Annotated in this window: 18 protein-coding genes and 1 pseudogene; 9 read left to right on the top strand and 10 right to left on the bottom strand. The window is 59.1% G+C overall.

Features of this window, described 5'->3' with window-relative positions:
* Positions 1-20 precede the first annotated feature (20 nt).
* The 3 genes from gsiB (FG381_RS04595) to FG381_RS04585 all read right to left on the bottom strand — a co-directional run bounded on the left by gsiB (FG381_RS04595) (position 21) and on the right by FG381_RS04585 (position 4,659).
* A complete protein-coding gene (gsiB, locus tag FG381_RS04595) occupies positions 21-1,559 on the bottom strand; it encodes a glutathione ABC transporter substrate-binding protein GsiB (RefSeq protein ID WP_139687752.1) in 1,539 nt (512 codons plus the stop codon).
* A gap of 210 nt (positions 1,560-1,769) precedes the next feature.
* Positions 1,770-3,305 carry a glutathione ABC transporter substrate-binding protein GsiB gene (gene gsiB, locus FG381_RS04590; protein ID WP_139687751.1) on the bottom strand — a complete coding sequence of 512 codons (1,536 nt, stop codon included), beginning with the start codon at positions 3,303-3,305 and terminating at the stop codon, positions 1,770-1,772.
* 199 nt (positions 3,306-3,504) lie between these two features.
* On the bottom strand, positions 3,505-4,659 hold the full coding sequence (locus FG381_RS04585) for a M20 family metallopeptidase (protein ID WP_139687750.1): 1,155 nt from the start codon (positions 4,657-4,659) through the stop codon (positions 3,505-3,507).
* A gap of 321 nt (positions 4,660-4,980) precedes the next feature.
* Here FG381_RS04585 and FG381_RS04580 point away from each other — a divergent pair, with 321 nt between their 5' ends.
* A complete protein-coding gene (locus FG381_RS04580) occupies positions 4,981-6,414 on the top strand; it encodes an aldehyde dehydrogenase family protein (protein WP_139687749.1) in 1,434 nt (477 codons plus the stop codon).
* Between the two features lie 61 nt (positions 6,415-6,475).
* Complete coding sequence (locus tag FG381_RS04575; protein WP_139687748.1) at positions 6,476-7,240, top strand: sulfite exporter TauE/SafE family protein; 765 nt, start codon at positions 6,476-6,478, stop codon at positions 7,238-7,240.
* Between the two features lie 9 nt (positions 7,241-7,249).
* Here FG381_RS04575 and FG381_RS04570 read toward each other — a convergent pair whose 3' ends face one another.
* On the bottom strand, positions 7,250-7,840 hold the full coding sequence (locus FG381_RS04570) for a TetR/AcrR family transcriptional regulator (RefSeq protein WP_165697833.1): 591 nt from the start codon (positions 7,838-7,840) through the stop codon (positions 7,250-7,252).
* A 134-nt stretch (positions 7,841-7,974) separates the two neighbouring features.
* Between FG381_RS04570 and FG381_RS12570 the strand changes: the two genes are divergently transcribed.
* On the top strand, positions 7,975-8,265 hold the full coding sequence (locus FG381_RS12570) for an MFS transporter (RefSeq protein WP_165697832.1): 291 nt from the start codon (positions 7,975-7,977) through the stop codon (positions 8,263-8,265).
* On the opposite strand, the gene FG381_RS04565 is transcribed toward FG381_RS12570, so the two are convergent.
* Both FG381_RS04565 and FG381_RS04560 read right to left on the bottom strand, forming a co-directional pair.
* Positions 8,242-9,609, bottom strand: a complete 1,368-nt coding sequence (locus FG381_RS04565; protein WP_139687046.1) for an IS110 family RNA-guided transposase — start codon at positions 9,607-9,609, stop codon at positions 8,242-8,244. The genes FG381_RS12570 and FG381_RS04565 overlap by 24 nt on opposite strands.
* Positions 9,610-9,891: 282 nt before the next feature.
* Positions 9,892-11,259 (bottom strand): IS110 family RNA-guided transposase, encoded by a 1,368-nt coding sequence (locus FG381_RS04560; RefSeq protein ID WP_139687746.1) that lies wholly within the window; start codon positions 11,257-11,259, stop codon positions 9,892-9,894.
* Between the two features lie 266 nt (positions 11,260-11,525).
* Here FG381_RS04560 and FG381_RS04555 point away from each other — a divergent pair, with 266 nt between their 5' ends.
* Positions 11,526-12,635, top strand: coding sequence for an MFS transporter (locus tag FG381_RS04555; RefSeq protein WP_139687745.1), 1,110 nt, complete (start codon positions 11,526-11,528; stop codon positions 12,633-12,635).
* Between the two features lie 215 nt (positions 12,636-12,850).
* A complete protein-coding gene (locus FG381_RS04550; protein ID WP_139687744.1) occupies positions 12,851-14,467 on the top strand; it encodes a transposase in 1,617 nt (538 codons plus the stop codon).
* Between the two features lie 140 nt (positions 14,468-14,607).
* Here FG381_RS04550 and FG381_RS04545 read toward each other — a convergent pair whose 3' ends face one another.
* On the bottom strand, positions 14,608-14,940 hold the full coding sequence (locus FG381_RS04545) for a cytochrome c3 family protein (protein ID WP_139687743.1): 333 nt from the start codon (positions 14,938-14,940) through the stop codon (positions 14,608-14,610).
* A 104-nt stretch (positions 14,941-15,044) separates the two neighbouring features.
* A pseudogene (locus FG381_RS04540) lies at positions 15,045-16,571 on the bottom strand (flavocytochrome c).
* Positions 16,572-16,938: 367 nt separating this feature from the next.
* Here FG381_RS04540 and FG381_RS04535 point away from each other — a divergent pair.
* Genes FG381_RS04535 through FG381_RS04520 form a run of 4 tightly spaced genes read left to right on the top strand, consistent with a single transcriptional unit; the run spans position 16,939 to position 21,710 of the window.
* Complete coding sequence (locus FG381_RS04535; RefSeq protein WP_165697831.1) at positions 16,939-18,741, top strand: sensor histidine kinase; 1,803 nt, start codon at positions 16,939-16,941, stop codon at positions 18,739-18,741.
* A 21-nt stretch (positions 18,742-18,762) separates the two neighbouring features.
* A complete protein-coding gene (locus FG381_RS04530; RefSeq protein WP_139687741.1) occupies positions 18,763-19,398 on the top strand; it encodes a response regulator transcription factor in 636 nt (211 codons plus the stop codon).
* The gene (locus FG381_RS04525; protein WP_139687740.1) at positions 19,395-20,960 is read left to right on the top strand and encodes a flavocytochrome c; all 1,566 of its coding nucleotides are present in this window, start codon (positions 19,395-19,397) and stop codon (positions 20,958-20,960) included. The genes FG381_RS04530 and FG381_RS04525 overlap by 4 nt, the downstream gene beginning before the upstream one ends.
* A gap of 30 nt (positions 20,961-20,990) precedes the next feature.
* Positions 20,991-21,710 (top strand): dihydrofolate reductase family protein, encoded by a 720-nt coding sequence (locus FG381_RS04520; protein WP_139687739.1) that lies wholly within the window; start codon positions 20,991-20,993, stop codon positions 21,708-21,710.
* 84 nt (positions 21,711-21,794) lie between these two features.
* Here FG381_RS04520 and FG381_RS04515 read toward each other — a convergent pair whose 3' ends face one another.
* Both FG381_RS04515 and gsiB (FG381_RS04510) read right to left on the bottom strand, forming a co-directional pair.
* Positions 21,795-22,400 carry an HD domain-containing protein gene (locus tag FG381_RS04515; protein WP_139687738.1) on the bottom strand — a complete coding sequence of 202 codons (606 nt, stop codon included), beginning with the start codon at positions 22,398-22,400 and terminating at the stop codon, positions 21,795-21,797.
* 140 nt (positions 22,401-22,540) lie between these two features.
* Positions 22,541-24,064, bottom strand: coding sequence for a glutathione ABC transporter substrate-binding protein GsiB (gene gsiB / locus FG381_RS04510; protein WP_139687737.1), 1,524 nt, complete (start codon positions 24,062-24,064; stop codon positions 22,541-22,543).
* Between the last annotated feature and the right edge of the window lie 39 nt (positions 24,065-24,103).

The following is a 24,103-nucleotide window of genomic DNA, read 5'->3' as shown; positions in this document are numbered from 1 at the left end:
TGCCGGTAGTTTTCTCTGAACTACTTGAGTTCGGCCTCAAGGTAGTCAAAGCCCGCGTCGAGCTGCACGTAAAAGCCCGTGAGGCCCTTCACTTTTGCGGAGACGTTCTTTTCTGCCACGAGCGGGATCCAGGGCATTTCATCCCAGACGGCCTTCTGCGCGGCGTCGTAGAGCTCGGTCTTCTTCGCGCGGTCCGTCGTACGAAGCGCCTCCGAGAAGTTCCTGTCGAGCACGGCGTTCGAATAGAAGCCGTAGTTCCCGGCGATAGGCGCCCAGGATTCCGTCGCAAGAAGCGGACGCACGGCCCAGTCGAGTTCGCCCGTCGAAGATGACCAGCCCGTGTAGAGCATGTTGAGCTTCGCTTCCTCGGGTTTCTTGAGGAGATAGGTCGTTCTCTGGCCCGATTCCATCGCCATGATGGAAACCTTGACGCCTACCTGAGCGAACTGCTGCTGCAGGAACTGAATGACCTTCTGCGCGGTCGTATGGTTGTAGAGCGACCAGAGGGTGGCGGTGAAGCCGTTCGGGTAGCCCGCTTCCTTCAGAAGCTCGCGCGCTTTCTTGGGATCATAGGGAATCGCTTCAAACTGCTTCGCATAGTCGACGCCCTCGGGCGCGAGGCCCGTCGCAGGGACCGCAAGGCCGTTGAAGGCCACTTTGCAGAGCGCCTGCTTGTTGACGGCATAGTTGAGCGCCAGACGCACCTTCGGATTGTCGAAGGGCTTCATCTTGGTGTTGAAGGCGATGTAGCGCTCGATGATCGAGGGTGAAACGGTGACCTCGATCCCGGATTCGCCCTCAAGGGACTTCACCTGTTCCGGAGGCACGGGGAAGATGAACTGCGCTTCGCCGGTGCGCAGCATCGCGACGCGCGTGGAATTTTCAGGGACGGGCTTGAAGGTGATGCCGTCGAGCTTGGGGAGCCCCTTCTGCCAGTAGTTGGGGTTCTTGACGACGTGAAGGATTTCCGACGGGTTGTATTCCTTCACCGTATAAGGGCCGGTCCCGCAGGGGTGGAAGGCGATCTGCTTGCCCGGATAGGCGGCAAGCGCCTTCGGGCAGATCATGACGCCCGCCGGGTGAGCGAGCTGGTTGATGAAGGCGGAGAAAGGTTTCTTGAGCGTAATTCTCGCGGTGTACGGGTCAACTACTTCCGTTTTCGCGATGTTGTTGTAGAGGGAATAGCGGCGAAGGGCATTCTCCTTATTCGTCACGCGGTCGAAATTCGCCTTCACGGCATCGGCCTGAAATTCCGTGCCGTCGTGGAACATGACGCCTTTTCTAAGATGGATCGTGTAGACGAGGCCGTCCGAGCTCACGTCATAGCTTTCGGCTAGGACGTTTCTGATCTTCATGTCCTTGTCGAGACCAAAGAGGCCTTCATACATGGATTTGGCGGCCGTCTGCGAGAGCGTATCGCCCGCATCGTACGGGTCCATCGTCGTGAAGGTCGAGGCGATGCCGACCGTGATTTCCTTCGCCATAAGAGCGGAGCTCGCGCCCGAGGTCAGGATGCCGGCGACGGCAAATGCGAGAAGAGAGGCGTGCATGGTTTTCATTTGTTCTATCCCGTATGAATGCTTCTGAGGGAGCCGGATGACTGCAGGTCCCGAGGGGATGGCTTCCTGAGTTTCCGGTTTTTCGTTGTTTCCTTTCTTTAAAGAAGCAAACCCGGTGCCAGAAAAGAAAATGGCGGCGGGCTCCGGGAAGCCTGCCGCCGATGGTTGCCTCACCGTTCTCCTGAGCGGGCGGATGAGAGATGATGCCGATTACTTGAACTCGATCTGGGAATATTCAAACCCGGCATCGGGCTGAATGTAGAAGCCCGAAAGTCCCTTCACGTGAGCGGAAACATTCTGCTCGGTGACGAGGTAGATCCACGGGCAGTCGTTCCAGGTCGCCTTCTGAGCGACGGAATAGAAGGCCTGCTTCTTTGCCTTGTCGGTCGTGAGGAGCGCATCGCGGAAGTTGTCGTCGAGCGTCTTATTCGAGTAGTAGCCGAAGTTGCTCGCAACCGGCGCCCAGGAATCGGTGCCGAGAAGCGGACGAATGGCCCAGTCGAGTTCGCCCGTGGACGAGGACCAGCCGCCATAGACCATGTTGAGCTGGGATTCCTCGGGCTTCTTGAGCAGATAAGCGGTTCGTTGACCTGCTTCCATTGCCATCACGGAAACCTTGACGCCCACCTGAGCGAACTGCTGCTGCAGGAACTGAATGACCTTCTGAGCGGTCGTATGGTTGTAGAGCGACCAGAGGGTAGCCGAGAATCCGTTCGGGTACCCGGCTTCCTTCAGGAGTTCGCGGGCCTTCTTCGGGTCATAGGGCCAGGCGCCGTATTCGTCGGCGAATTCAACGCCCTTCGGCGCAATGCCCTTCGTCGGGTCGGCGAGGCCGTTGAAGGCGACCTTGGCGAGCGCCTGCTTGTTGACGGCATAGTTGAGGGCCTGACGGACCTTCAGGTTGTCGAAGGGCTTCTTCGTCATGTTGAAGGCGACGTAGCGCTCGATGATCGAAGGCTCCTTCGTGACGACGATGTTCTTTTCGCCCTCAAGAATCTTCACCTGTTCCGGAGGCACGGGGAAGATGTAGTCGGCTTCGCCCGTACGCAGCATCGCGACGCGGGTGGAGTTTTCTGGAACGGGCTTGAAGGTGATGCCGTCAACCTTGGGGAGTCCCTTCTGCCAGTAGTTGGGGTTCTTGACGACGTGGAGAATTTCCGACGGGTTGTATTTGTCAAGAACGAAGGGGCCCGTGCCGCACGGATGGAAGGCGAGTTCCTTGCCCGGGTACTTCTGAATGGCGCTCGGGCAGATCATCGCGCCCGAGGCGTGGGCGAGCTGATTGATGAAGGCCGAGAAGGGCTTGTGGAGCGTAAAGCGGACCGTGTAGGGGTCGACGACTTCCGTTTTCGCAATGTTGTAGTAGAGCGTATAGCGGCGAAGGGCGTTGGCTTTATTCGTCACGCGGTCGAAGTTCGCCTTGACGGCATCGGCCTGAAATTCCGTGCCGTCATGGAATTTGATGCCTTTCTTAAGCGTGACGGTGTAGACGAGGCCGTCGTCGCTCACCTTGTAGCCTTCGGCAAGAACGTTCTGGAGCTTCATGTCCTTGTCGAAGCCGAAAAGACCTTCATACATGGACTTTGCGGCGCTGTAGGAAAGCGTGTCGCTTGCGTCGTAGGGATCCATTGTCGTGAAGGTGGAGGCAACGGCAATGGTCGCTTCCTTCGCGGCAGCGGGCTGGGCGGCAAGTCCGGCGAGTGCGCTCGAGAGGGCAAGCGCCATGGCAGCATGGGTCAGTTTCATTTTTGAACTCCGGAACGGGTCTCCGTTCAAGTAAAGATTCGCCGGCTTGGATGGGGTAGGCGCCGGTGGAGGTTTGTGCTTAGGGAATGAGCAAACGCCGTGCCAGGAAAACACTTCCAGAAAGCCATAGAAGAGGATGAGGCGTGCGCTCCCGGCGCTTCCATGATGCACCAAATTAAGGCGCGGGAGCGCACGAAAGTCATGCGCAGTGCGCCATCACGGCTCGGTAGATTGCCTCAGCAGCCTTTTCGATATGCCAGACCGGCGAGGATTCCTGCGGCGTATGCGCGAGCTTTCCTTCGCCCGGGCCGAAATAGAAGGCCGGGATCCCAAAAGCGTGCATGTAGCCGCCTTCGCCCCAGCCCGACATCGGGGTCACCTCGACCTTGTGTCCGAGAGACGCCTCAATGGCGGCAATGGCCTGCTGAGCGACAGGGTTTTCGAGCGACGAGGAGAGTGCGGGCCAGTCGCCCGTGATCGTGGTCGAAACCTCAACGGGCGGGAAGTCCGGGTCCTTTCTCAGTTCCTCTACAACGCGAAGGATTCTTTCCTCCTGGATCCTGCCGCTTTCCTCGCCCTGGTAGCGGAAGTCGATCGTGACCGAGGCGTTTGCGGGCACCACATTGGGCGCGGCGCCTCCTGAGACCATGTCGATCGAGGTCGTCTGCAGACCGATCCCGGGGCCTTCCTTCTGCATTTCGGGGAGGCGCTTTCTTGCGCGGACGATGAAGAGCGCCGCAGCTTCAATGGCGTTGACGCCCAGATGCGGGCGCGACGAGTGAGCGCTCCTGCCTTTGAAGTCGACCCGCACCCAGGCGTCGCCGCGGTGTTCGTTCCGGATCGTGAGTTCGGTGGGTTCAGCAATGATCGCAAGATCCGGACGAGGTGCGCCGGGCTCCTCGAGCGCGGCCTTGACGCCCTTAACGTCCGTCTCTTCATCGGTGGAGAGAATGAGCCAGAGGCTTCCCTTCAGATCCTGCTTTGATGCTTCGCAGAATGCGGCGATCGCGGCGGCGGCTCCGCCCTTCATGTCGGTCGAGCCGCGCCCGAGAAGGCGCCCGTCCCTGATTTCCGCCGACCAGGGATCCGTCATGCCGGCAGGGGGCACGACGTCGATGTGGCCCGAAAGCATGAGGGAAGGCGCCGCGGGGTCGTCAGAGCCGCAGTGCGCGAGAAGCACCGGAGCGCCGGTCGCCTCTGCGGCGATGCGCGAGGTCGAGCGGCTGTTGTTGCGAAGAATCTCTTCGACCGCCTTGATCACGTCGTGCGTGGCGGGCGTTCCGGAAACGGAAGGCACGCGCACGAGCGTCTGCGCGAATTCAACGGCGCGGGAAAGAACGTTCTCTTGAGTCATGTGGAAGGTTCCCAAAAAGAAGAAAGGAGTTCATTCAAGACTACCGAAAGGCTTCTTCTCTTTCCTCTGCAGAACGGCGTAGCTTCTTCGTTCTTCTGTCAGGGAAGCGACTCGAAATGCCGGTGCGGTGCGGGTTGATCGCGACGCTTCTTCCTGCTCTTGATAAGGACTTGAGCTTTTCATGATATTTCCGTCGAAGCATTTCCCAGGGCCCGAAAGTAAACTTCGCCCGGTAGAGTTCCGCGGGAGGCCTTGCGCCAGGACCCTTTCCCTTCAGGGAACCCGGAATTCGTTTTGAGCCAGAAAGAGCAGAAAGAAGTCATGCGCGAATTTTTCGAATGCCAGCTGATCGACGGAGAATGGGTGAAGTCTTCGGGCGAGGCTTTTATTCCGGTTGAGAATCCGGCCGACCGCTCGGTGATTGCACGCGTTCCGGACGGAACGGCGGAAGATGTCGATCGTGCGGTGAGAGCCGCGCGAAAGGCTTTTCCGGCCTGGTCGAAAACGACGCTCGAGACGCGCATCCGCCTGATGGAGCGGATGCTTGAAATCTTTCGCGGCATGACCGAGGAGATTGTTGCCCTCGAAATCGCCGAACTCGGCGCCCCGGCCGCCTTTGCGAGAAAGAAGCACTGCGACTACCAGATGCGCCGCACGGCTGCCTTTATTGATGCCGCGAGAAAAATGAAGCTGGAGGAGCATTTTCCGGCTTCCCTCGTGACGCGCGAACCCGTTGGCGTTGTGGCTGCCATCACGCCCTGGAACTATCCCCTGGGGCAAATCATTCAGAAGGCGGTGCCGGCCATTCTGATGGGCTGCACGGTAGCGCTGAAGCCGAGCGAACTCACTCCCCTGACGGCAACGCTGCTTGCAGAATCCTTCCGTGAGGCAGGGCTCCCTCCGGGCGTCTTCAATCTCGTTCAGGGACGGGGCGAAACGGTGGGCGAGGCGTTGGTGGCGCACTCCGGTGTCGACATGGTGTCCTTTACGGGCTCGACCAAAGTAGGCCGCCGGATCGGCTCGATTGCTGCCCGGGACCTCAAGCGCATTGCGCTTGAACTTGGCGGCAAATCGCCCTGCGTGTGGCTCCCCGGCATGCCCGACTACCGGCCGGCCGCGAAGAAGCTCTTCGATTCGCTTCTTCTCAATGCCGGGCAGACCTGCACGGCGCTCTCGAGACTTCTTGTTCCAGAGGAAATGCTCGAAGAGACGAAGACGCTTCTCGTGGAAGCGCTCAAGGATTATCCCGTCGGCGACCCGCAGGATCTTTCGACCCGGGTGGGACCGGTTGTATCGCTCAATCAATTCCGGCGCGTGAAGCGCTACATCGAATCGGGACTGGCCGAAGGTGCGGAAATGATTGCGGGCGAAATGCCGCAGGACCCCGGAGAAAAGGAAGGCTACTTCATCAACCCGACCGTCTTCGTCAACGTCAGACCGGAGATGAAGATTGCTCAGGAAGAGATTTTCGGACCCGTCCTTTCCGTCATGACCTACCGCACGCTCGACGAAGCGGAGGAGATCGCCAACGGCACGCCCTACGGACTTTGCGGTGCCGTATTTGGACCCAAGCAAGAGGCGCTCGAGTTTGCCCGGAGAATCCGGAGCGGAAACGTGTACATTAACGATGCCGCGCGCGACCTCGCCGCTCCTTTCGGAGGTTTCGGGGCGAGCGGCATCGGCCGGGAGGGCGGAATCTACGGGCTCGAGGAATTTACTGAGCTTAAGGCCGTCTTCGACCATTCGACGTTTTAATCTGCTCTGAAGACGGCGCTCCATTTTTCTTTTGAGCGAGTCCGCTTCGGCTCAAGGCAAAATGGAATTCGATTTTTTCACGACGCTCCTCATCGTCTGCCCGCTCGTCTTTCTCGGGGGCCTCGTTGACGCCATCGCCGGAGGCGGCGGGCTGATTACGCTTCCTGCCTTCCTCATTGCGGGCGTTCCCGCGCATATGGCATTGGGGAGCAATAAGCTCGCGAGCATGATCGGAACGAGCGTTTCGACCTTCCGCCTCTGGCGGGCGGGGTTCCTTAAAGTGAGAGAAGCGCTTCCCGCGGTCTTCTGCGCCTTCATCGGGAGCGCCGTCGGCGCGCGGATTGCGCTGCTTGTGCCCGAGGAAGTCTTCCGCTACATCCTCATCGTGCTCCTGCCCTTTGCCGCCGTCGTCGTCTTCAGGAAATCGTCGATTCCCGCCGAAGGCGAGGAGATGGATAAGAAGAAGCGCCTCGCCATCGTGGCTGCCATGTCGCTTCTCTGCGGCGCCTACGACGGCTTCTACGGGCCGGGCGCGGGCACCTTCATGCTCCTTTCCTACACGATCCTTGCGCGTATGGGCGTGCGGGAAGCTTCAGGCCAGATGAAGGCCGTCAACCTCTCGAGCAACCTCGCCGCCTTTGCGACCTTCGCGCTTTCGGGCGAGGTGATATGGGCGCTCGGCCTCATTGCCGGATGCTTTTCGATTGCCGGACACTACATCGGCGCGGGGCTGGTCCTCAGGAACGGCACGAAGATCGTGCGCCCCATTATTGCGGTCGTCCTCTCGATTCTCTTCTTCAAGACCGCCTGGGAGCTCCTCGCCTGATTTTTCTCCTTAGTGCGGCGAGAGGCCGGCGAGCCTGCGGATCACCTCAAGGTACTCCTCGCGCGCGGGCGGATCTTCGTCGTATGCGCGGTGAATGCAGGCGCCGTCAACGAGGGCATTCAGAATGCTCGCCACGTGCTTCGGGAAAAAGCGCATGAGTTCCAGGCGCACCTTCTCCTGAAATTCCGCAACGAGGGGCTTCACGGCTTCATTTCTGGCCGCATAGGCATAGAGCTCGTACGTGAGAAGCAGAAGGCGCTTGTCGACCGGCCAGCAGAGATAGTCGGAGAGCACCTCGAGCGCTTCCTCCCTGGTTTTTGCCGTCTCGAGCCTTGGGAATGTGAGGGCCGAGAGCTCATCAATAAAGCTCTGCATGGCTTCGTAGAGCAGCTCCTCGCGTCCTCTGAAATGGTAGGTCATGGAGCCGAGCGGAACGTCGGCTTCCTTTGCCACCAGGCGAATGGAAGCGCCCTCGACGCCGTGACGCGCAATCACCTCGAGCGCCGAAGCAATGATGCGGCGGCGTCTCTCCGGATCGTAGCGGCGGGCGGCGCGTTCGGGCGCGTTGTCGGCGTGGTCAGCTGGAGATGCGGCGGGCATAAGGAAGGAGCGCTTCGAAAAGGAATGGATGGAAGAAATTTCCCCATAGTGTACGCTCGTGCATATCGCGATGAAAACCGGTAGAATGCGATTCGCTTTAGGTACGTACATATGTAAATTCTGGAGGTAAACGCATGTTCCGAAAAGCAGCAAAAGGCGCTTTTGGGGTATTTGGTGCGCGCGAAGCGCTCTTTGCCGCCTTCTTTGCGGGGGGCTTCCTGATGGCGACATGGATCACGCGAACGCCCGCCATTCGTGAGGGACTCGGGCTCTCGATTGCAGAAATGGGCCTCGTTTTTCCACGAAAGATAGGAAGCCCTCGGCGCGCGACCTTCCCTGCGGGCGTTCTCACAAGAACGTCCAGCATGGTATCTGCTGCTTCTCAGGCTGCTGAAGCTACGCTAACTGCTGACGACTGCGCCTAGGATCGCACCCGTTTTCGTCTCCACAACCAGGCCGTCAGCGATCACGTATTTCGTTCCTTTGAGTTTCAGCAACTGCTTTACGCCGTTCTTTGCTCGTTCCATCAAGGTGTCCCGAAACGCCGTTGACTGGTAAGGCTCAAAGCCTTTCTGATGAGTGAGAACGGAATAAATGATGCGTGCGAGCAGGTGTGCGAAGGCGACCATGGCACGCCTGTAGCCGCGCCGCATCTTGAGCACCTGGAATTTTTCCTTCAGCGCAGCGGTACCGCCGACCACAAGTCCTCTGGCGGCTTCAATCAGCGTGCGCCTCAGGTGTTTGTTCCCTTTCGGGCATTTTCCACTTTTCTGTTTGCCGGCAGATGTGTTGTCCCCCGGGCAAATGCCGAGCCAGGAAGTAAACTGCTCTGACGTGGGGAAGTGGTCCTTCAAATCCGCACAGAGTTCGGCGTAAATCATGCGGGCCGAGCGTTCCTGAATCCCCGTTATGGTAATGAGCAGCTGGATGTCCTTCTCGTAGGGAGCCTGCAGCTGGCGGAGCCTTTCGAAAGTGCTTCGGTCGTACTCCTCGAGCTGATCGATCTTTTTCCGGAGCGCCAGAATCTGCTCCTTCATCATCGGCTCGATTTCGAAGTTGAGCGCCTGCATGATCTGCTCAGGGCTTGCCCGCAGCCGGCGGCTGTTTTGCTTGATGACATCAAACAAGTGCGGATCATCTCTGAGCTTGGCCATCAGGATGAGGCTGGCAGCTTTGCCTCCGCGGATGTCGCTGAATACCGTTGTAGGCCGGCATCCGGTGAGATTCAGAGACTTGCCGAAACGATTGGAAGTTCGGGAAATGTCATTCCTGTTCTTCTGCAGATCACGTGAAATGACGCGCTGCAGACGAAAGGCCTTCTCCGGCACGAAGGATTTTTTGAAGTTTCCCGTTCGGGCAAGAGACGCCAGACGTGATGCGTCCTTGCGGTCCGTTTTGCGGCCGGCTGCCGCTTTGGCGTCGCGGGCATTGATCAGAGCCAGCTGCTCAGAAGTGAAGCCGGCTCTCTCGAGGGCTTCGTACGGGCTCTGCCACAATGACCCGGTTGATTCCATAAGGATGATGTCGGGATTGCATTCACGGCACCAGGCGGCGAAAGCATCGATGCTTGCGCGGTCGGTATTGAAATCCCGGCTCTCAGATTGTTCACGATGACCTGCAACCTGCTTCTGATGGCAGCAGACGAGTAGGTTGAGATGAACGTCAATGCCTATTGCCGAGCGGTACATCGCGTGAACAGTAATTTCGGGATTACTGATCTGCGCACGGGCAGCTCGCAATGGCGTATCGGTACGGTTAGACTTACTCATAGCCCCTCCATTAAGAAATGATTGGGGTTCGAGGAAGCCCTGGCAACCACGAAGATGTTGGAGAAACAGGTAGACGCAGCAACCACCCGGAAGCTACGCTCATTTTTCCACACGCCTAGTCACCAGCGTTCAAGCCAGCGAACAGAGCAATATAGGGTGCGAAAGTTCCGCTGCAATTTTCCACGAAAGATAGGAAGCCCTCGGCGCGCGACCTTCCCTGCGGGCGTTCTCACAAGAACGTCCAGCATGGTATCTGCTGCTTCTCAGGCTGCTGAAGCTACGCTAACTGCTGACGACTGCGCCTAGGATCGCACCCGTTTTCGTCTCCACAACCAGGCCGTCAGCGATCACGTATTTCGTACCTTTGAGTTTCAGCAACTGCTTTACGCCGTTCTTCGCTCGTTCAATCAAGGCGTCCCGAAACGCCGTTGACAAGTAAGGCTCAAAGCCTTTCTGATGAGTGAGAACGGAATAAATGATGCGGGCAAGCAGGTGTGCGAAGGCGACCATGGCACGCCTGTAGCCGCGCCGCATCTTGAGCACCTGGAATTTTTCCTTCAGCGCAGCGGTACCGCCGACCGCAAGTCCTCTGGCGGCTTCAATCAGCGTGCGCCTCAGGTGTTTGTTCCCTTTCGGGCATTTTCCACTTTTCTGTTTGCCGGCAGATGTGTTGTCCCCCGGGCAAATGCCGAGCCAGGAAGCGAACTGCTCTGACGTCGGGAAATGCTCCTTCAAATCCGGACAGAGTTCGGCGTAAATCATGCGGGCCGAGCGTTCCTGAATTCCCGTTATGGTAATGAGCAGCTGGATGTCCTTCTCGTAGGGAGCCTGAAGCTGGCGGAGCCTTTCGAAAGTGCTTCGGTCGTACTCCTCGAGCTGATCGATCTTTTTCCGGAGCGCCAGAATCTGCTCCTTCATCATTGGCTCGATTTCGAAGTCGAGCGCCTGCATGATCTGTTCAGGGCTTGCCCGCAGCCGGCGGCTGTTTTGCTTGATGACATCAAACAAGTGCGGATCATCTCTGAGCTTGGCCATCAGGATGAGGCTGGCAGCTTTGCCTCCGCGGATGTCGCTGAATACCGTTGTAGGCCGGCATCCGGTGAGATTCAGAGACTTGCCGAAACGATTGGAAGTTCGGGAAATGTCATTCCTGTTCTTCTGCAGATCACGTGAAATGACGCGCTGCAGACGAAAGGCCTTCTCCGGCACGAAGGATTTTTTGAAGTTTCCCGTTCGGGCAAGAGACGCCAGACGTGATGCGTCCTTGCGGTCTGTTTTGCGGCCGGCTGCCGCTTTGGCGTCGCGGGCATTGATCAGAGCCAGCTGCTCAGAAGTGAAGCCGGCTCTCTCGAGGGCTTCGTACGGGCTCTGCCACAATGACCCGGTTGATTCCATAAGGATGATGTCGGGATTGCATTCACGGCACCAGGCGGCGAAAGCATCGATGCTTGCGCGGTCGGTATTGAAATCCCGGCTCTCAGATTGTTCACGATGACCTGCAACCTGCTTCTGATGGCAGCAGACGAGTAGGTTGAGATGAACGTCAATGCCTATTGCCGAGCGGTACATCGCGTGAACAGTAATTTCGGGATTACTGATCTGCGCACGGGCAGCTCGCAATGGCGTATCGGTACGGTTAGACTTACTCATAGCCCCTCCATTAAGAAATGATTGGGGTTCGAGGAAGCCCTGGCAACCACGAAGATGTTGGAGAAACAGGTAGACGCAGCAACCACCCGGAAGCTACGCTCATTTTTCCACACGCCTAGTCACCAGCGTTCAAGCCAGCGAACAGAGCAATATAGGGTGCGAAAGTTCCGCTGCAATTTTTTGACGGCAAGCGTCAGAAACGTTACCAAAAAAACGTACGCAGACAGGTCGCGCGCCGAGGGCTTCCTCATCTTTCATGATAGAGGGTGAGGAAGCCCTTTACTCATCACGATTTTCTCGGGCTTTCGCTTGGTTCCATTCCGTCTCTCATCTTTGCGCCGGTTCTGATTCATCGGGCGGGGGCGCGGATGATGACGCTCCTCGGAGAAGGCCTTGTGCTTCTCGGCGTCCTTCTCGCGGCGCTTCCACTCGCGCTTCCGATGCCTTTGCCGGGCGGCGTCGTTGCGGCCATTGGACTCGGGCTCGTGGGCTTCGGGTTCGTATTCCTCGACATCGCAATGAATGTTGCTGCCGGCGTGATTGAAGCGCGGCGCGGGAAGCCTGTCCTCACGACGCTCCATGCGTGCTTCAGCCTCGGCGAAGCCGTCGGCTCCTTTTTCGGATTCGGGTGCGTTTATCTGGCGGTTTCGCCCATGACGCACTTTCTGATTGCAATCGGGCTGATGGCGCTTCTTTTCCTTCTTTCTGCCACGCGCCTTTCCGAGGTGGAGGCGCTTGTCCGGGCGTCGGGTGAGAAGAAAACGAAAAAGGATGATGCGCTCAGGCCGAAGCTCAGACTTAATGGCGGACTCATTGCCGCCGTCATCGTGGTCTTTGTGGTCGCTCTCTGCGAAGGGACGGCCAACGACTGGCTTCCGATCCTTCTGCGCGAATCCATGAACGCGTCGACGAGCTTCGCGGCGCTTGCCTTCGCGGTCTTTGCCTCGGGCCTTGCCGCCGTGCGGTTCTCCGGAACCTTCTGGCTTACGCGCTTCGGGCGACGGCGCGTCCTCATGGGAAGCGCCATTCTTGCGCTCATCGGGCTCCTCATCATTATTTTCTTCAAGGCCCCGCTCTTCGTCATGCTGGGCGTCGTCTTCTGGGCCGCGGGCGCTGCGCTCGGCTTCCCGGTTGCGCTCTCGGCGGGCGCAGCGATGGGCGAGGGCGATCCGGCGGCCAGGATGAGTCTTCTTTCGAGCGCGGGGTACGGGGCTTTTCTCGCAGGGCCGCCCACGCTCGGCTTTATCGGCGAGGAGATGGGGCTCGCCGCTTCCTTCGGGCTCGTCGCGCTCCTCATGCTGCTTCCGGTGGTTCTGGCGAAGCGCATGACGGCAGCTCAAGGCGAGGTGGCTCAAAAAGTGCTGGAAAGGAAATAACCATTCATGGAGGACGCTTCTCCTGGAGCCGTCCTTTAAAATGCTGCATTGAAATAATAATTTATTTATTCTAAATTTCAGACAAAGGGAAACAATTGCCGAAAAGAGATGCGCTCAAGGTTTAGGCCGGATCACAGAACGCACGGAGGAAGCCGGTCATTTCAATGGCCGGAGGAATCCGTGCAACTACTCGGTTGATGTTGTATCATAGAAACATGACGACTCAAACCTTTATCCTTGAATTGCCGATTAAAGCTGACGACAGCCAAAGTCGAACGATTTCTAAAAAGTTCGAATACGGCCGCATGCTTTATAACGCCACGCTCGGCAGCGGACTTGGGAGGCTGACGCAGATGCGCCAGGATCCTGAGTGGCGCTGTGCGTGTGAAATGAGCAAGGGGAAAGAGAGAAATGAGCTGTTCCGGCGTCTGAACCGACAGTATCGCCTGACCGAATACGACTTTCATTCCGATATTGCCCGACATCGGGAAGGAACGAAGCGCAAGAGCGAGCTCGGGATTTGCGAGGCACAGAAACTTGCCACGCAGGCTTTCAATGCCGTTTCCCGCTATATGTTCAAGCAGGGCGGCCGGCCACGCTTCAAATCCTTCAAGCGCGGTCTGCACAGCCTCGAAGGCAAGACCAATACGACGGGACTGAAATTCAAGCCCGAAAAGATGCTGCTCGACTGGTGCCGCAAGACCTATCAGGTGATGCTTGATCCGGAGGACACGTATGCCCTGGAGGCGCTGTACGCCGACAAGGAGCGCACGAAGTTCAAGCGGATTAAATACAACCGCATCGTCTGCAGGAACATCAAGGGCGTGAAGCGCTTTTATCTTCAGGTGGTTCTGGAAGGAACGCCTCCGGTAAAGCACGCCTATGCCCCGGCCTCAGAGCGGATGGCGATTGATCCGGGTCCTAAAGCTTTTGCAGTCTTTTGCCCGCGAGTTCAGGCAAAGGTTCAGATTGCGCCTCAGGCAAAAGTCAACGAGAAGGCTATCCGCCGGATCCAGCGATCGATGGACCGCAGCCTGCGGGCCAAGAATCCGAACGCCTTTGATGAGAAGGGACGGATCAAGCCCGGCGTCAGCCTGGCGTATTCCAAAGGCTATCAGGCGCGTCTGACGAAGCTTCGTGAGGCGCACCGCAAGGTCGCCGGAACACGCAAGTGCGAGCACGGCGAGCTCGCCAATCTGCTCCTTGAATGCGCCGGCAACATCCGTATTGAGAAGAACTCATGGGAGGCTTTTAAGAGAAGTCATTTCGGCAGAAGCATCAACAACAGCGCGGCAAGCGGCTTTATCCAAAAATTGAAGAGCAAGGCTGAAAGAGCCGGTTTGACAGTTGAGGAGGTAAGCCCTTATCGCCTGAAGCCTAGCCAGTACGATCCTTACAAGGATGAATTTGTTAAGAAAGCGCTCGGAGAACGTTGGATGTACCTTGGTGACGAATCAACGGTGATCCAGCGCGACATCATGAGCGCGATTCTGATCTACTTTGCTGATTTGAAGAATCAGACGCATAACCCAGAGGTAGTGAAAACCAACCTTGAAGGCTTGAAACGAGGCCTGACGGACGCGGGTTATGTTAAGCATCTCAAGCTGCCGAGGAGCAGCGGATCGAAAGACCCGTTGTTTGCGCCCGAGCCGAAAGCTCTGACGACAGAGGAGCTGCGTTCGAAATGTTTCCGTGTCGACAGTGACCGCCATTCGTCAACCATAAACGGAACGGATGGAAAAGCTGTCGGTTGGTCGGAAACCTTCCCTCTTACAGGGGAGTTGTTTAGGGACTCCGTTCTAAGCTCGGTCTCCGCCCGGGGCGCATCCTGACCGCCGAAACGAATGTATTCCGGAAGGCTTTCGGAGCCGGGTTCATGACGCCGGCGGTCCGGCATTTCCCGAAAAAGGAAAGCCCGGGCGCACGTTTGGAGTGCATCCGGGCTCTTTCTTGAGACTTCTGAGCTTGAAGGTTAAGGCACCTTGAAGTCGAAGCTGTGGCACTGAGCGCAGTAGTTTTCGCTCGGCTCATGGCCCACGTGGCAGTTGACGCAGTCGAGCTTTGCGCCGTAGTGAGGCGACGTGTGCGGGTTGGTGGGCTTCACATTCTTGGTCGATTCGACGAGCTTGTCGGTCGGGTGGCATCCCGTGCAGGTCTCCGTCGTCGGCATCGTGTCGGGCGTCTTGTGGCAGGTTGTGCACGGGAGCTTCAGCGTCTCCGTGTGATAGTCCGCAAAGCCCTTGGCATCGGCTGCGAAGGGTAGCGCAGCCAAAGCCATGACTAGAAGAATCAGGGTCTTTTTCATTTGAAAAAGGGGCGGAAAGGTTTATTGGCCTTCCGCCCCGGCGGGGAAATTCGCTTCATTCTCTCCCGGAGGCTTTTGCCCGCGGGAGAGAATAAGTGGATTCATCAGGCCTTCGCAGCTTCCTTGCCGGCGATGCGGCCGTTCACGAGGCAGTCGAGAATGGCGCAGGAGCCGAGACGCACGGCGCCGTGCACGCCGCCAGTCGCTTCACCAGCAGCATAGAGGCCGGGAACGGGCTTGCCGTCGGAAATGTCGATCACCTGGCACTTGAGGTTGGTGACGAGGCCGCCCATGCAGTGGTGAACCTTCGGGCTCATTTCGCTCGCGTACCACGGGCCTTCCGTAAGAGGAACCTGCTCGTTGTTGATGTAGCGGCCGAATTCCGGATCGTTCTTCGCCTTTACGGCCTTGTTGAAGTCGTCAACCGTCTTCGCGAGCACGTCGGCAGGCATCTTGTAGTCGGCGGCGATGTCGGCGAGGGACTTGTATTCCTTCACAATGCCCTGCTCAAGGAGCTTTGCGAGCATGCCCGGACGAGCGTCCTCAAAGGCCTTGGTGTTGGCCTTCGTGCAGATCGAGACGGCGCGGAAGCCGTTCGTCTGCTCAACCATGATGGCGTCGGCGCGGACCTTGCGGTTGGCGAGTTCGTTCACGAAGCGCTTGCCGGAAGTCGAAACCCAGAGGCCGTATTCAGCAGCAGCGGACTGCGAGAAAGTCCAGCCGATGCCCATGCCCTTTTCCTTGGGGTTGTTCCACGGCGTGCACTGAATCCAGTCGTTCTGAATCTGAGCGCAGCCGATGCGGCTCGTTTCGCGCCAGAGTTCCGAAGTGGCGCCCGGCTGGTTCGTGCTGTCGAGCTTCGCGGTGAGCTTCGGATCCTGCATCATGCGGTATTCAACGTCGCGCGAGAAGCCGCCGTAGCAGAGAACGACTGCCTTCGTGGCGCGGATGAACTTGGTCTTGCCGGATTCAGCCTTCGGGAAGCGGTAGCCTTCCTGAACTTCAGCGCCGAGAACGCGGCCCGAGGCGTCGCGGAAGAGGTGCTTCACATAGACGCGGGTGCGGACCTTGACGCCGAGCTTTTCGAGGTATTCGAGTTCCTTCGAGACAATGCCCGAACCCGAACCGTTCTTGGTGAAGACGTAGCGCGGAACGCTGTGGCCGCCTTCCTGACCAATCGCATCCTGGTTGTATTCGACGCCGAGTTCCTTCACTGTCCATTCGTAGTTGGAGAGCGCGGAGTTGGCGACGAGCTTCACCTTTTCGGGCTCATTCAGATAGAGGCCGGCAACGAGCATGTCGTGCGCGAGGAGCTCGGGCGAATCCTTAATGCCGTGCTTAAGCTACTGCGGGCAGCCGGTCGCCGTCAGAATGCCGCCGTTGATGATGGAGTTGCCGCCGGGCATGGCCATCTTTTCGAGGACCTCGACCTTGGCGCCCGCCTTCTTCGCTTCAATGGCGGCGGCAAGACCCGCAAAGCCCGAACCGATGATGAGCACTTCGGTGGTTTCGTCCCACTTCTTGGGGAGCGCAACAGCGCCGGCGGCGTGAGCCGCTTCAGAGCCGAAGAGCGCAGCGGCGCCCATCGCGACGGAACCCTTGAGAAGCGTACGACGATTCATTTCAGTCATTTTTCTTTCTCTCCTTTAAAGAGATCGGTCGTCCTTTTTGTCGGACAACTCTTGATATTTGTTTCCGGAGGATGTCCGCGTGATTTGCATCACGCTTTCAATTTCCTCTGATCACGAAACGCATTCTGCGTCCGGGGACCTCCTAGGAGATTTGCTTAAGGTCGAAGGGAATTCACTTCGGAGCGCTTTGGCTTCATGCGCGGAAAAAGAGATCTTCAAAAGCCTCAGCTGAGGCGGCTAGACTTTCCTCATCATGCGGATGAGACCCAAACCTCTCAGGATGCTCTGCATCCTGCTTCTTCTATCCACCTCTCTTTCTGCCGGCGCGGAAGGAGCGCCTGCCGCGCTTCAAGACGGACCGGACGCCATGAGCCGCGCCACGTTTTCTCTTCCCTCGGGGAAGGCGCTCTCCGGGACGACGGAACATCCTGCCGGGGCTTCAGAAGTGCGCGTGGGATTTCTCGCCTATTCGCCCCCTTGGTACGACGGCGCCTTTGTGGACGAATCGATCCGCTACCTCGCCTGGCGGCTTCCCGAGTACCGCTTCACCGTGCACTTTCTTTCGGCTGAGACGCTTGAAAAGTCGGTGGCCGAAAAGAATGTCGACCTCGTGGTGGCGCCTGCCGCATTCCTTGCCTTCAGCGCACCCAATTCGCTTCACGAGCTCGCAAGCATCGTGTCGGACGCGGCGCCCGACTCGAGCCGGTCGCTCGGAGCCGCCGTCATCGTGCGGCGCGACCGGGAGGACCTGAAGACGCTCAAGGATCTCGAAGGTAAGCGTGTTGCGGCGGTCGTCGACGAGCCTTCTCCGGGCATTCTCGAAGTGAAGCGCGAGGTGGTGCGTCTGAATGCTGATCCGGATGATTTTTTCGGCAGCATTCAGACGGTGCCGAGGCTTCGCATGAAGGAAGTGCTCTCGCACGTTCTCTCGGGACGCGCGGATGCAGGCATCCTCCGCGGATGCTTTCTGGAAGATCTCTGGAAGGCCGGAAACCGCACCTTTGAAGCGGAAATCCGCGTGCTCGATGCAAAGCGCGATGACGGGCTCGCCTGCCGTCATTCGACGGCGCTCTATCCGGGATGGACGGTGGCAGCGACGGAAACGCTTTCCCAGGATGCTGCGCGAGCGGTAACGGCGGTGCTTCTCACAAAACCCACCAATGCCTGGGGACAGTTCTGGACGGTCTCGACCAACACGTCGAGCTACACGGATCTCATGAAGACGCTCCGGATCGGCGCCTATGCATATCTGCGCGAATGGACGCTTTCGCGCGTCTGGAACGAGTACCGGCCCTTCATCCTGGTGGCTTTTGTAGCGCTTCTCGGGCTCCTCGCGCACAGCGCGATTCTCGAAATGCTCGTGAGAAGAAGAACGGAGGAACTCGAGCGCGTTCATGCCGGGCAGCAGGCGGCCGAACGCCATGCCCGGGAGATGACGGAGCGCCTCGATCAGCTCCAGCGTGCGGGCGCAGTCGGACAGATTTCCTCCATCGTTGCGCATGAGATGAAGCAGCCTCTTGCCGTCATCCAGAATCTTTCGCGCGGCACCATCCGCATGATCGAGGATGAGCCGGAAACGCTCGACGGGGTTTCAAAAGCCGTCGAATCAATCAACGACGAGGCCGGACGGGCGGCAGCCATTATCGACCGCGTGCGGAGCTACAGTCAGGGACGGTCCGAAAGGCGCGAGGTTGAGTTTTCCGACGCCCTTCATGATGCGGTGACGCAGTTCCGAGCGACCCGCCGCGGCAGGCTCGCGCGGATTGCGCTCGGCCGAATCGACCGGGGAGTGGTCTGGATCGACCCCCTCGACCTTGAGCTCATCATCATCAACCTGCTTGCCAATGCGGTCGATGCCGCAAAGAATGTTGAGGATCCGCTCGTCTTCGTGGAATTGCTCCGCATCCCGGGGAGCGCGGCGTCTGAGGAGACGCTGGAACTCCATGTCACGGACAACGGTCCGAGGATTTCGGACGATGCCTTTGACGCGCTCGGGAAGCGCCTCCTCAAGTCGACGAAGCCCGGAGGCCTCGGGCTCGGCCTTTCCATCGTCCGCACGCTCGCTGAAAACTGCGTCGGAAGGCTCTCCTTCGAGCGCTCAGATGGCGACGGCATCACGGCAGTAGTGGTGCTTCCGGTCATGCATTCGAAAGACGTGACGAATCCCTGATGAGGGAGAGGAAAGAAGAAGATGAATGCTTTTCAAACCATTGAGCCGCCCCTCATCCGCATTGTCGACGACGAGGAGCGCATGCGCGAGTCGCTTGCCTTCATGCTGAGGCAGGAAGGCTTTGAATGCGCGATGTATCCGAGCGCCGAGGCGTTCCTGCGGGAAGATTCGCCCTCGCGCCCGGGGTGCCTGCTGCTCGACGTTCAGATGGACGGCATGACGGGGCTCGAGCTTCAGGAGGAAATGAACCGCCGCGGCATGACGCTCCCGATTGTTTTCCTCTCCGCACATGGCGACCTCGATATGGCGGTCGACACGATGCGGCGGGGAGCCGCCGCCTTCATTCAGAAGACGGCGGACCGCGTGCGTCTGATGGAAGCGATCGTGAGCGCGGTGGAGCGCTCGAGCGCACCCTCAAAGAACCCGGGCGAAGAGATTGCGCGCTGGCAGAGCTTGACGGACCGCGAGCGCGAGGTGGCCGAACTCATTGCCGAGGGGCTTCTCAACCGTGAGGTGGGCGAGCGCCTGGGCGGCATTTCGGTAAAGACCGTGCAGGTGCATCGCGGAGAGGTCTGCAGAAAACTCGGCGTCAAGGGCGCCTCCGGAATCGCTCAGGCCGTGAGGAGCGTGAAGCGGATCCTCCGGGAGGAAAAATGATGCGGCGCAGAAAAATTCTTGCCGGGGCCTCGCTGCTGCCATTCCTCACCTTCGGAGAGGCCGGTGCCAGGCTCCCCTCTCCAGAAATCGGCTTCGGGAGCTTCCCGGAAAATCTCCCCGGTCTTCCCGAAACGGCTGCCGACGTCGTGATCGTTGGCTCGGGCGCGGCCGGCCTTGCCGCCGCGGTTGAAGCGAGAAAGGCAGGCAGGAGCGTCATCGTGCTCGAAAAGATGGGAAGCATCGGCGGCAATTCCGGCATTTCGCAGGGTCTCATGTCGGTGCCGGGGACGCCCGTGCAGGAAAAGCTCGGCATCCACGATTCGCCGGACCTCTTTGCCGCAGACATGCTGAAGGAAAGCTACTGCGGGCACCCGGGCCGCGTCCGGCTGATGGCGGAGAAGGCCCTCGAAACCTACCAATGGACCGAAGAGGAGCTCGGCGTCAGCTGGAAGCCCGATCATCTCGAAAAAGAGATTGAGGCGAGTGTTGCGAGAGCGGCCGTCATCGGGAGCGGAAGCGGCGCCGGGCTCATCATTCCGCTCTACGAGCGTGCGCGGGCGCTCGGCGCCCGGTTCGAGGCCGGGATGCGCGTGGAGCGCATCATTACGAACCCTAAGGGCGTCGTGCTCGGCGTTCTCGCGAGGAATGTCCGGTCCGGAGCGCTCATGCGCTTTCGCGCCCGCTTCGGGGTTGTTCTTGCGGCGGGCGGCTTCGGCGCCGACATCGACTTCCGGGAATTCTGCAATCCCAGGCTGTCGGAGCGCGTCGGCACGACGACCCAGCCCGGGAGCACCTCGGAGGTGCTCCGCGCCGCGGCGAAAATCGGCGCCTGGATCATTCACCTTCAGTACATTTCCTGCATTCCGGATGCAAACCCCGACGAAAAAGGCTGGGGATCATGCTGGCAGTTCACCCGCTACTGCGCGGGGGCGCAGGGGATCTGGGTCGAAAGAAATACAGGGCGGCGCTTCACCAACGAAATGGGGAGCGCAGCTGACCGCACGAACGCCGTGTTCGACGCCCTTCGCGAGGAAAAGGACCTGATTGCGATCGCCGACGCCCGGGCCGTGCGCCATCCCCGGTCCGGGATCTTCACTGAAGAAGACGTGAAGACGCTCGTCGCCCGCGGATACGTGACGGAGTTCGATACGCTCGAGAGCCTTGCCGACGAGCTTGAAATGCCGCTTGAGAGCTTAAGGCAGGAAATTGAGGCTTATTCGCAAGCGGTTCAGAGGGGCGACCCCTATGATCGCATGGGAAGACGCATCGAGAAGGGCGCAGAGCCCATGGGCGAAGCGCCCTGGTATGCGGCGCCTCTTACGGCCAAGGTCTTGAGCTGCTCGGGCGGCATCGCGATCGACCTGAGGGCGCGCGTCCTCTCGGTTGAAAACGACCGGCCGATTCCGCATCTCTACGCCGCCGGCGAAATCACCGGAGGACTTCACGGCGTAGGGTACCTCGGCTCCTGCGGGCTTCTCGATGCGCTCGTCTTCGGCCGCATTGCCGGCCGCGAAGCTGCAAAGCACGAGAAGGACCAGACCGAAGCGTCGGCGCTCCTTTGAAAATCAGCTCTCTATTCATGGGAAACAAATATGAAGATCATCTGCCACATGATTTCGTCCGTCGACGGGCGCCTCTATCCTTCCCGCTGGGGTTCGCCTCAGGAACCTGCGGACATAACGACGCTCTATGAAGGCGTGGCGAAGCGATTCCCCGCTCAGGGCTGGATCGTGGGCAGGACCACGATGTCGGACTATTGCGACGAGGTGAAGGAAGGCGACCCGGCGCCGCTTCGCGACGCGGATGCGCCTCAGTCCCCCGCTTTTGTCGGTAACCGCGAAGGCCGCCCGATTGCGGTGGCAATCGACCCGAAGGGAAAGCTCCTTCCCGAAATCAATGCGCTCCCCACGGGCGAGCATCTCGTCCTTGTGCTCGGGGCCAGGGTTGCTGAAAGCCACCTCGAAAAGCTCCGCGCCGCCGGCGTTTCCTACGTCTTTGAGGGCGAGGGCGGGAGCAACCGCGAAAAGTTGGCGCCGGCGCTTAAGGCCCTTGAAGACCTCTTCGGCGCGAAGACGCTTCTCCTTGAGGGCGGCGGCATCATCAACGGCGCCTTCCTGACGGCCGGACTCATCGACGAGATTTCCGTGATCGTCTATCCGGGACTCGATGCGCTCTTTGGTTCCGCGGCGATTTTCGGCGTCAAGGCGCAGGAGAATCAGCTGCCGGGGGCGGGAGCTCACCTGAAGCTCCTCGACAATGAGACGCTCGAGGGCGGCGCCGTGTGGCTTCACTACAATGTGAAGAACGACTGACGTCGAACCTTTCAAAAAAATGTGAAGTCCTCGCGCACCCGTGCGCGAGGACCGTAATGCATGCTTCCGGCCGGACGTTCTTTCTTACGCTTGCGGCGCAGAGTCGCCTTCGACTTCCCGGAAAATGCGCTCGAGCGCATCCGCACCCGCGACGCTCCGCTCGCGATAGATCCTCACGACCTCGCGGTAGTACCAGAGCGTGAGGCGCTTTTTCTCTTCAAGGACGGGCGTTGATCCCACAAACCGTTTGAAGACCTCGTCGCCTATTTTGAGCCGATCATCACGGATCGAAGAGAGGTTATGCCACTTGTCGGCGGCGGAGACGAGGAGTACTTCGTCGTCGGCTTCCGCGAGGTGCGCGAGGTATTCGGTCTTTCGCTCCACCCAGGGCTTTTTCTTTTCTCCCGCCTTCGGGAGCGCGTCGGAGAGGGCTTTAACGATGCGGAGCACATTGGGTCCGAAATCGGCTTCAATCGTCTCCGCATATTCGACGCCGCCGTCCTCGAGCACGTCATGAAGAAGCGCCGCGATGAACTGGTCTTCGGAGCCGCCCCAGACGAGAACCTGCGAGGCAACGGCCATCGGATGCGAGATGTAGGGAATTGCGGTCCCTTTGCGCTTCTGGTTTTCATGCACTTTCGCGGCAAGCGCGAAGGCGGCGGCAATGCGGGGAGTATTGAGAAGCGGCATGGTCTGTGTCCTCAGGTATTGCAAGTCTTTAGGACATTATGTTAGCCCGGTATTGCGCGAATAAATGACGCAAAAGAAACGTCCCGGCAATTCTCGAAAGGAAATGCCGGGACGCACTCAATCCGGATGACGGATACGGATTACTTCAGTTCCGCACGGAGGAATTCAAAGCCGCCGTCGGGGAGGCTGTGGAAGTTGACGAGGTTCTTCGCATGCGCGGAGATGTCATGGTCGACCGTGAGGAAGACCCAGGGCGCGTCCTCCCAAATCATCTTCTGCGCTTCGTCGTAGATCTTCTGCTTCGTGGTGCGGTCCGTGGTCTTCAGAGCAGCCACGAGCGCGTTGTCAACCTTCGGATTGCTGTAGAAGCCGTAGTTGGAGTTGGCGGGCGGGAAGCTCGAGGTGGCAAGGAGCGGACGGAGCACCCAGTCGAGTTCGCCGGTCGAAGCCGACCAGCCCCAGGTGAACATTTCCATCTGGCTCTTATCGGGCCCCACCGACTGCACGAGCGAAACGCGCTGGCCGGCTTCCAAAGCGCGGACCTGGAGCTTAACGCCGATGCGAGAATACTGCTGCTGCAGGAACTGCAGCAGCTTCTGGTTGGCCGAAGAGTTCGAAGCCGCCCAGAGGGTGGCCGTGAAGCCGTTGGGGTAGCCCGCTTCCTTGAGGAGCTCCTTCGCCTTATTCACGTCGTAGGGCCAGGCGCCGAACTGCGTTGCATAGTCGATGCCCTTGGGCGCAACGCCCGTGGCGGGGGCTGCATAGCCCTTGAAGAGGACCTTGACGAGCGCTTCCTTGTTGAGGCCGTAGTTCAAGGCCTTTCTCACGCGAACGTCGCTGAAGGGCTTCTTCGTGTTGTTGAGGTAGATCTGGCGCTGCACGATCGAGGGCGACACGGAAACAACAATGTCCTTCGATTCCTTCAAGCGCTCGACCTGTTCAGGGGGCACCACGTCGCAGTACTGGGCTTCGCCCGTGCGGAGCATCGCAACGCGGGTGGCGTCCTCAAGAACCGGGCGGAAGTTGATGCGCTCGAGCTTCGGGAGTCCCGCCTGCCAGTAGTTCGGGTTCTTCTTCACGATGAGGTACTCGGCCGGGTTGTACTTCTCAAGCGTATAGGGGCCGGTGCCGCAGGGGTTGAAGGCAATGTCCTTCTTCGGGAGATTGAGAATCTTCGGGCACATCATCACGCCGCTCGGATGCGCGAGCTGGTTGATGAAGGCGGAGAAGGCTTCCTTCAGATGGAATTTGACGGTGTAATCGTCCACCGCCTCGATGCGGTCGATGTTCTTGTAGAGCGTGTAGCGGGTGAGGTGATTGTCGGGATTGATGACGCGTTCGAAATTCGCCTTGACCGCAGCGGCGTTGAAGGGTTCGCCGTCGCTGAATTTGACGCCCTTTCTGAGCTTCACGGTGTAGACCAGGCCGTCGTCGCTCACTTCATAGCCTTCGGCAAGAACGTTCTGGAGCTTCATGTCCTTGTCGAACCCGAAGAGGCCTTCGTAGAAGGACTTGGCAACGTTCTGCGAAAGCGTGTCGCTTGCATCGTAGGGGTCGAGCGTCGTGAAGGCGGAATAAACGCTCACGGTGATTTCTGCTGCCGAAGCAGCGGCGCCGACGCCCGCAAGCGCGAGGACGAGAAGAGCCTTGGGAAAACGGGTCATGAATGAAACTCCTCTGAAAAGAACGTGCGAGGAATGAGG

The sequence above is a fragment of the Sutterella faecalis genome (assembly GCF_006337085.1).
Lineage (GTDB): Bacteria > Pseudomonadota > Gammaproteobacteria > Burkholderiales > Burkholderiaceae_F > Sutterella > Sutterella faecalis.
This window is presented reverse-complemented; position numbering and strand designations above follow the sequence as displayed.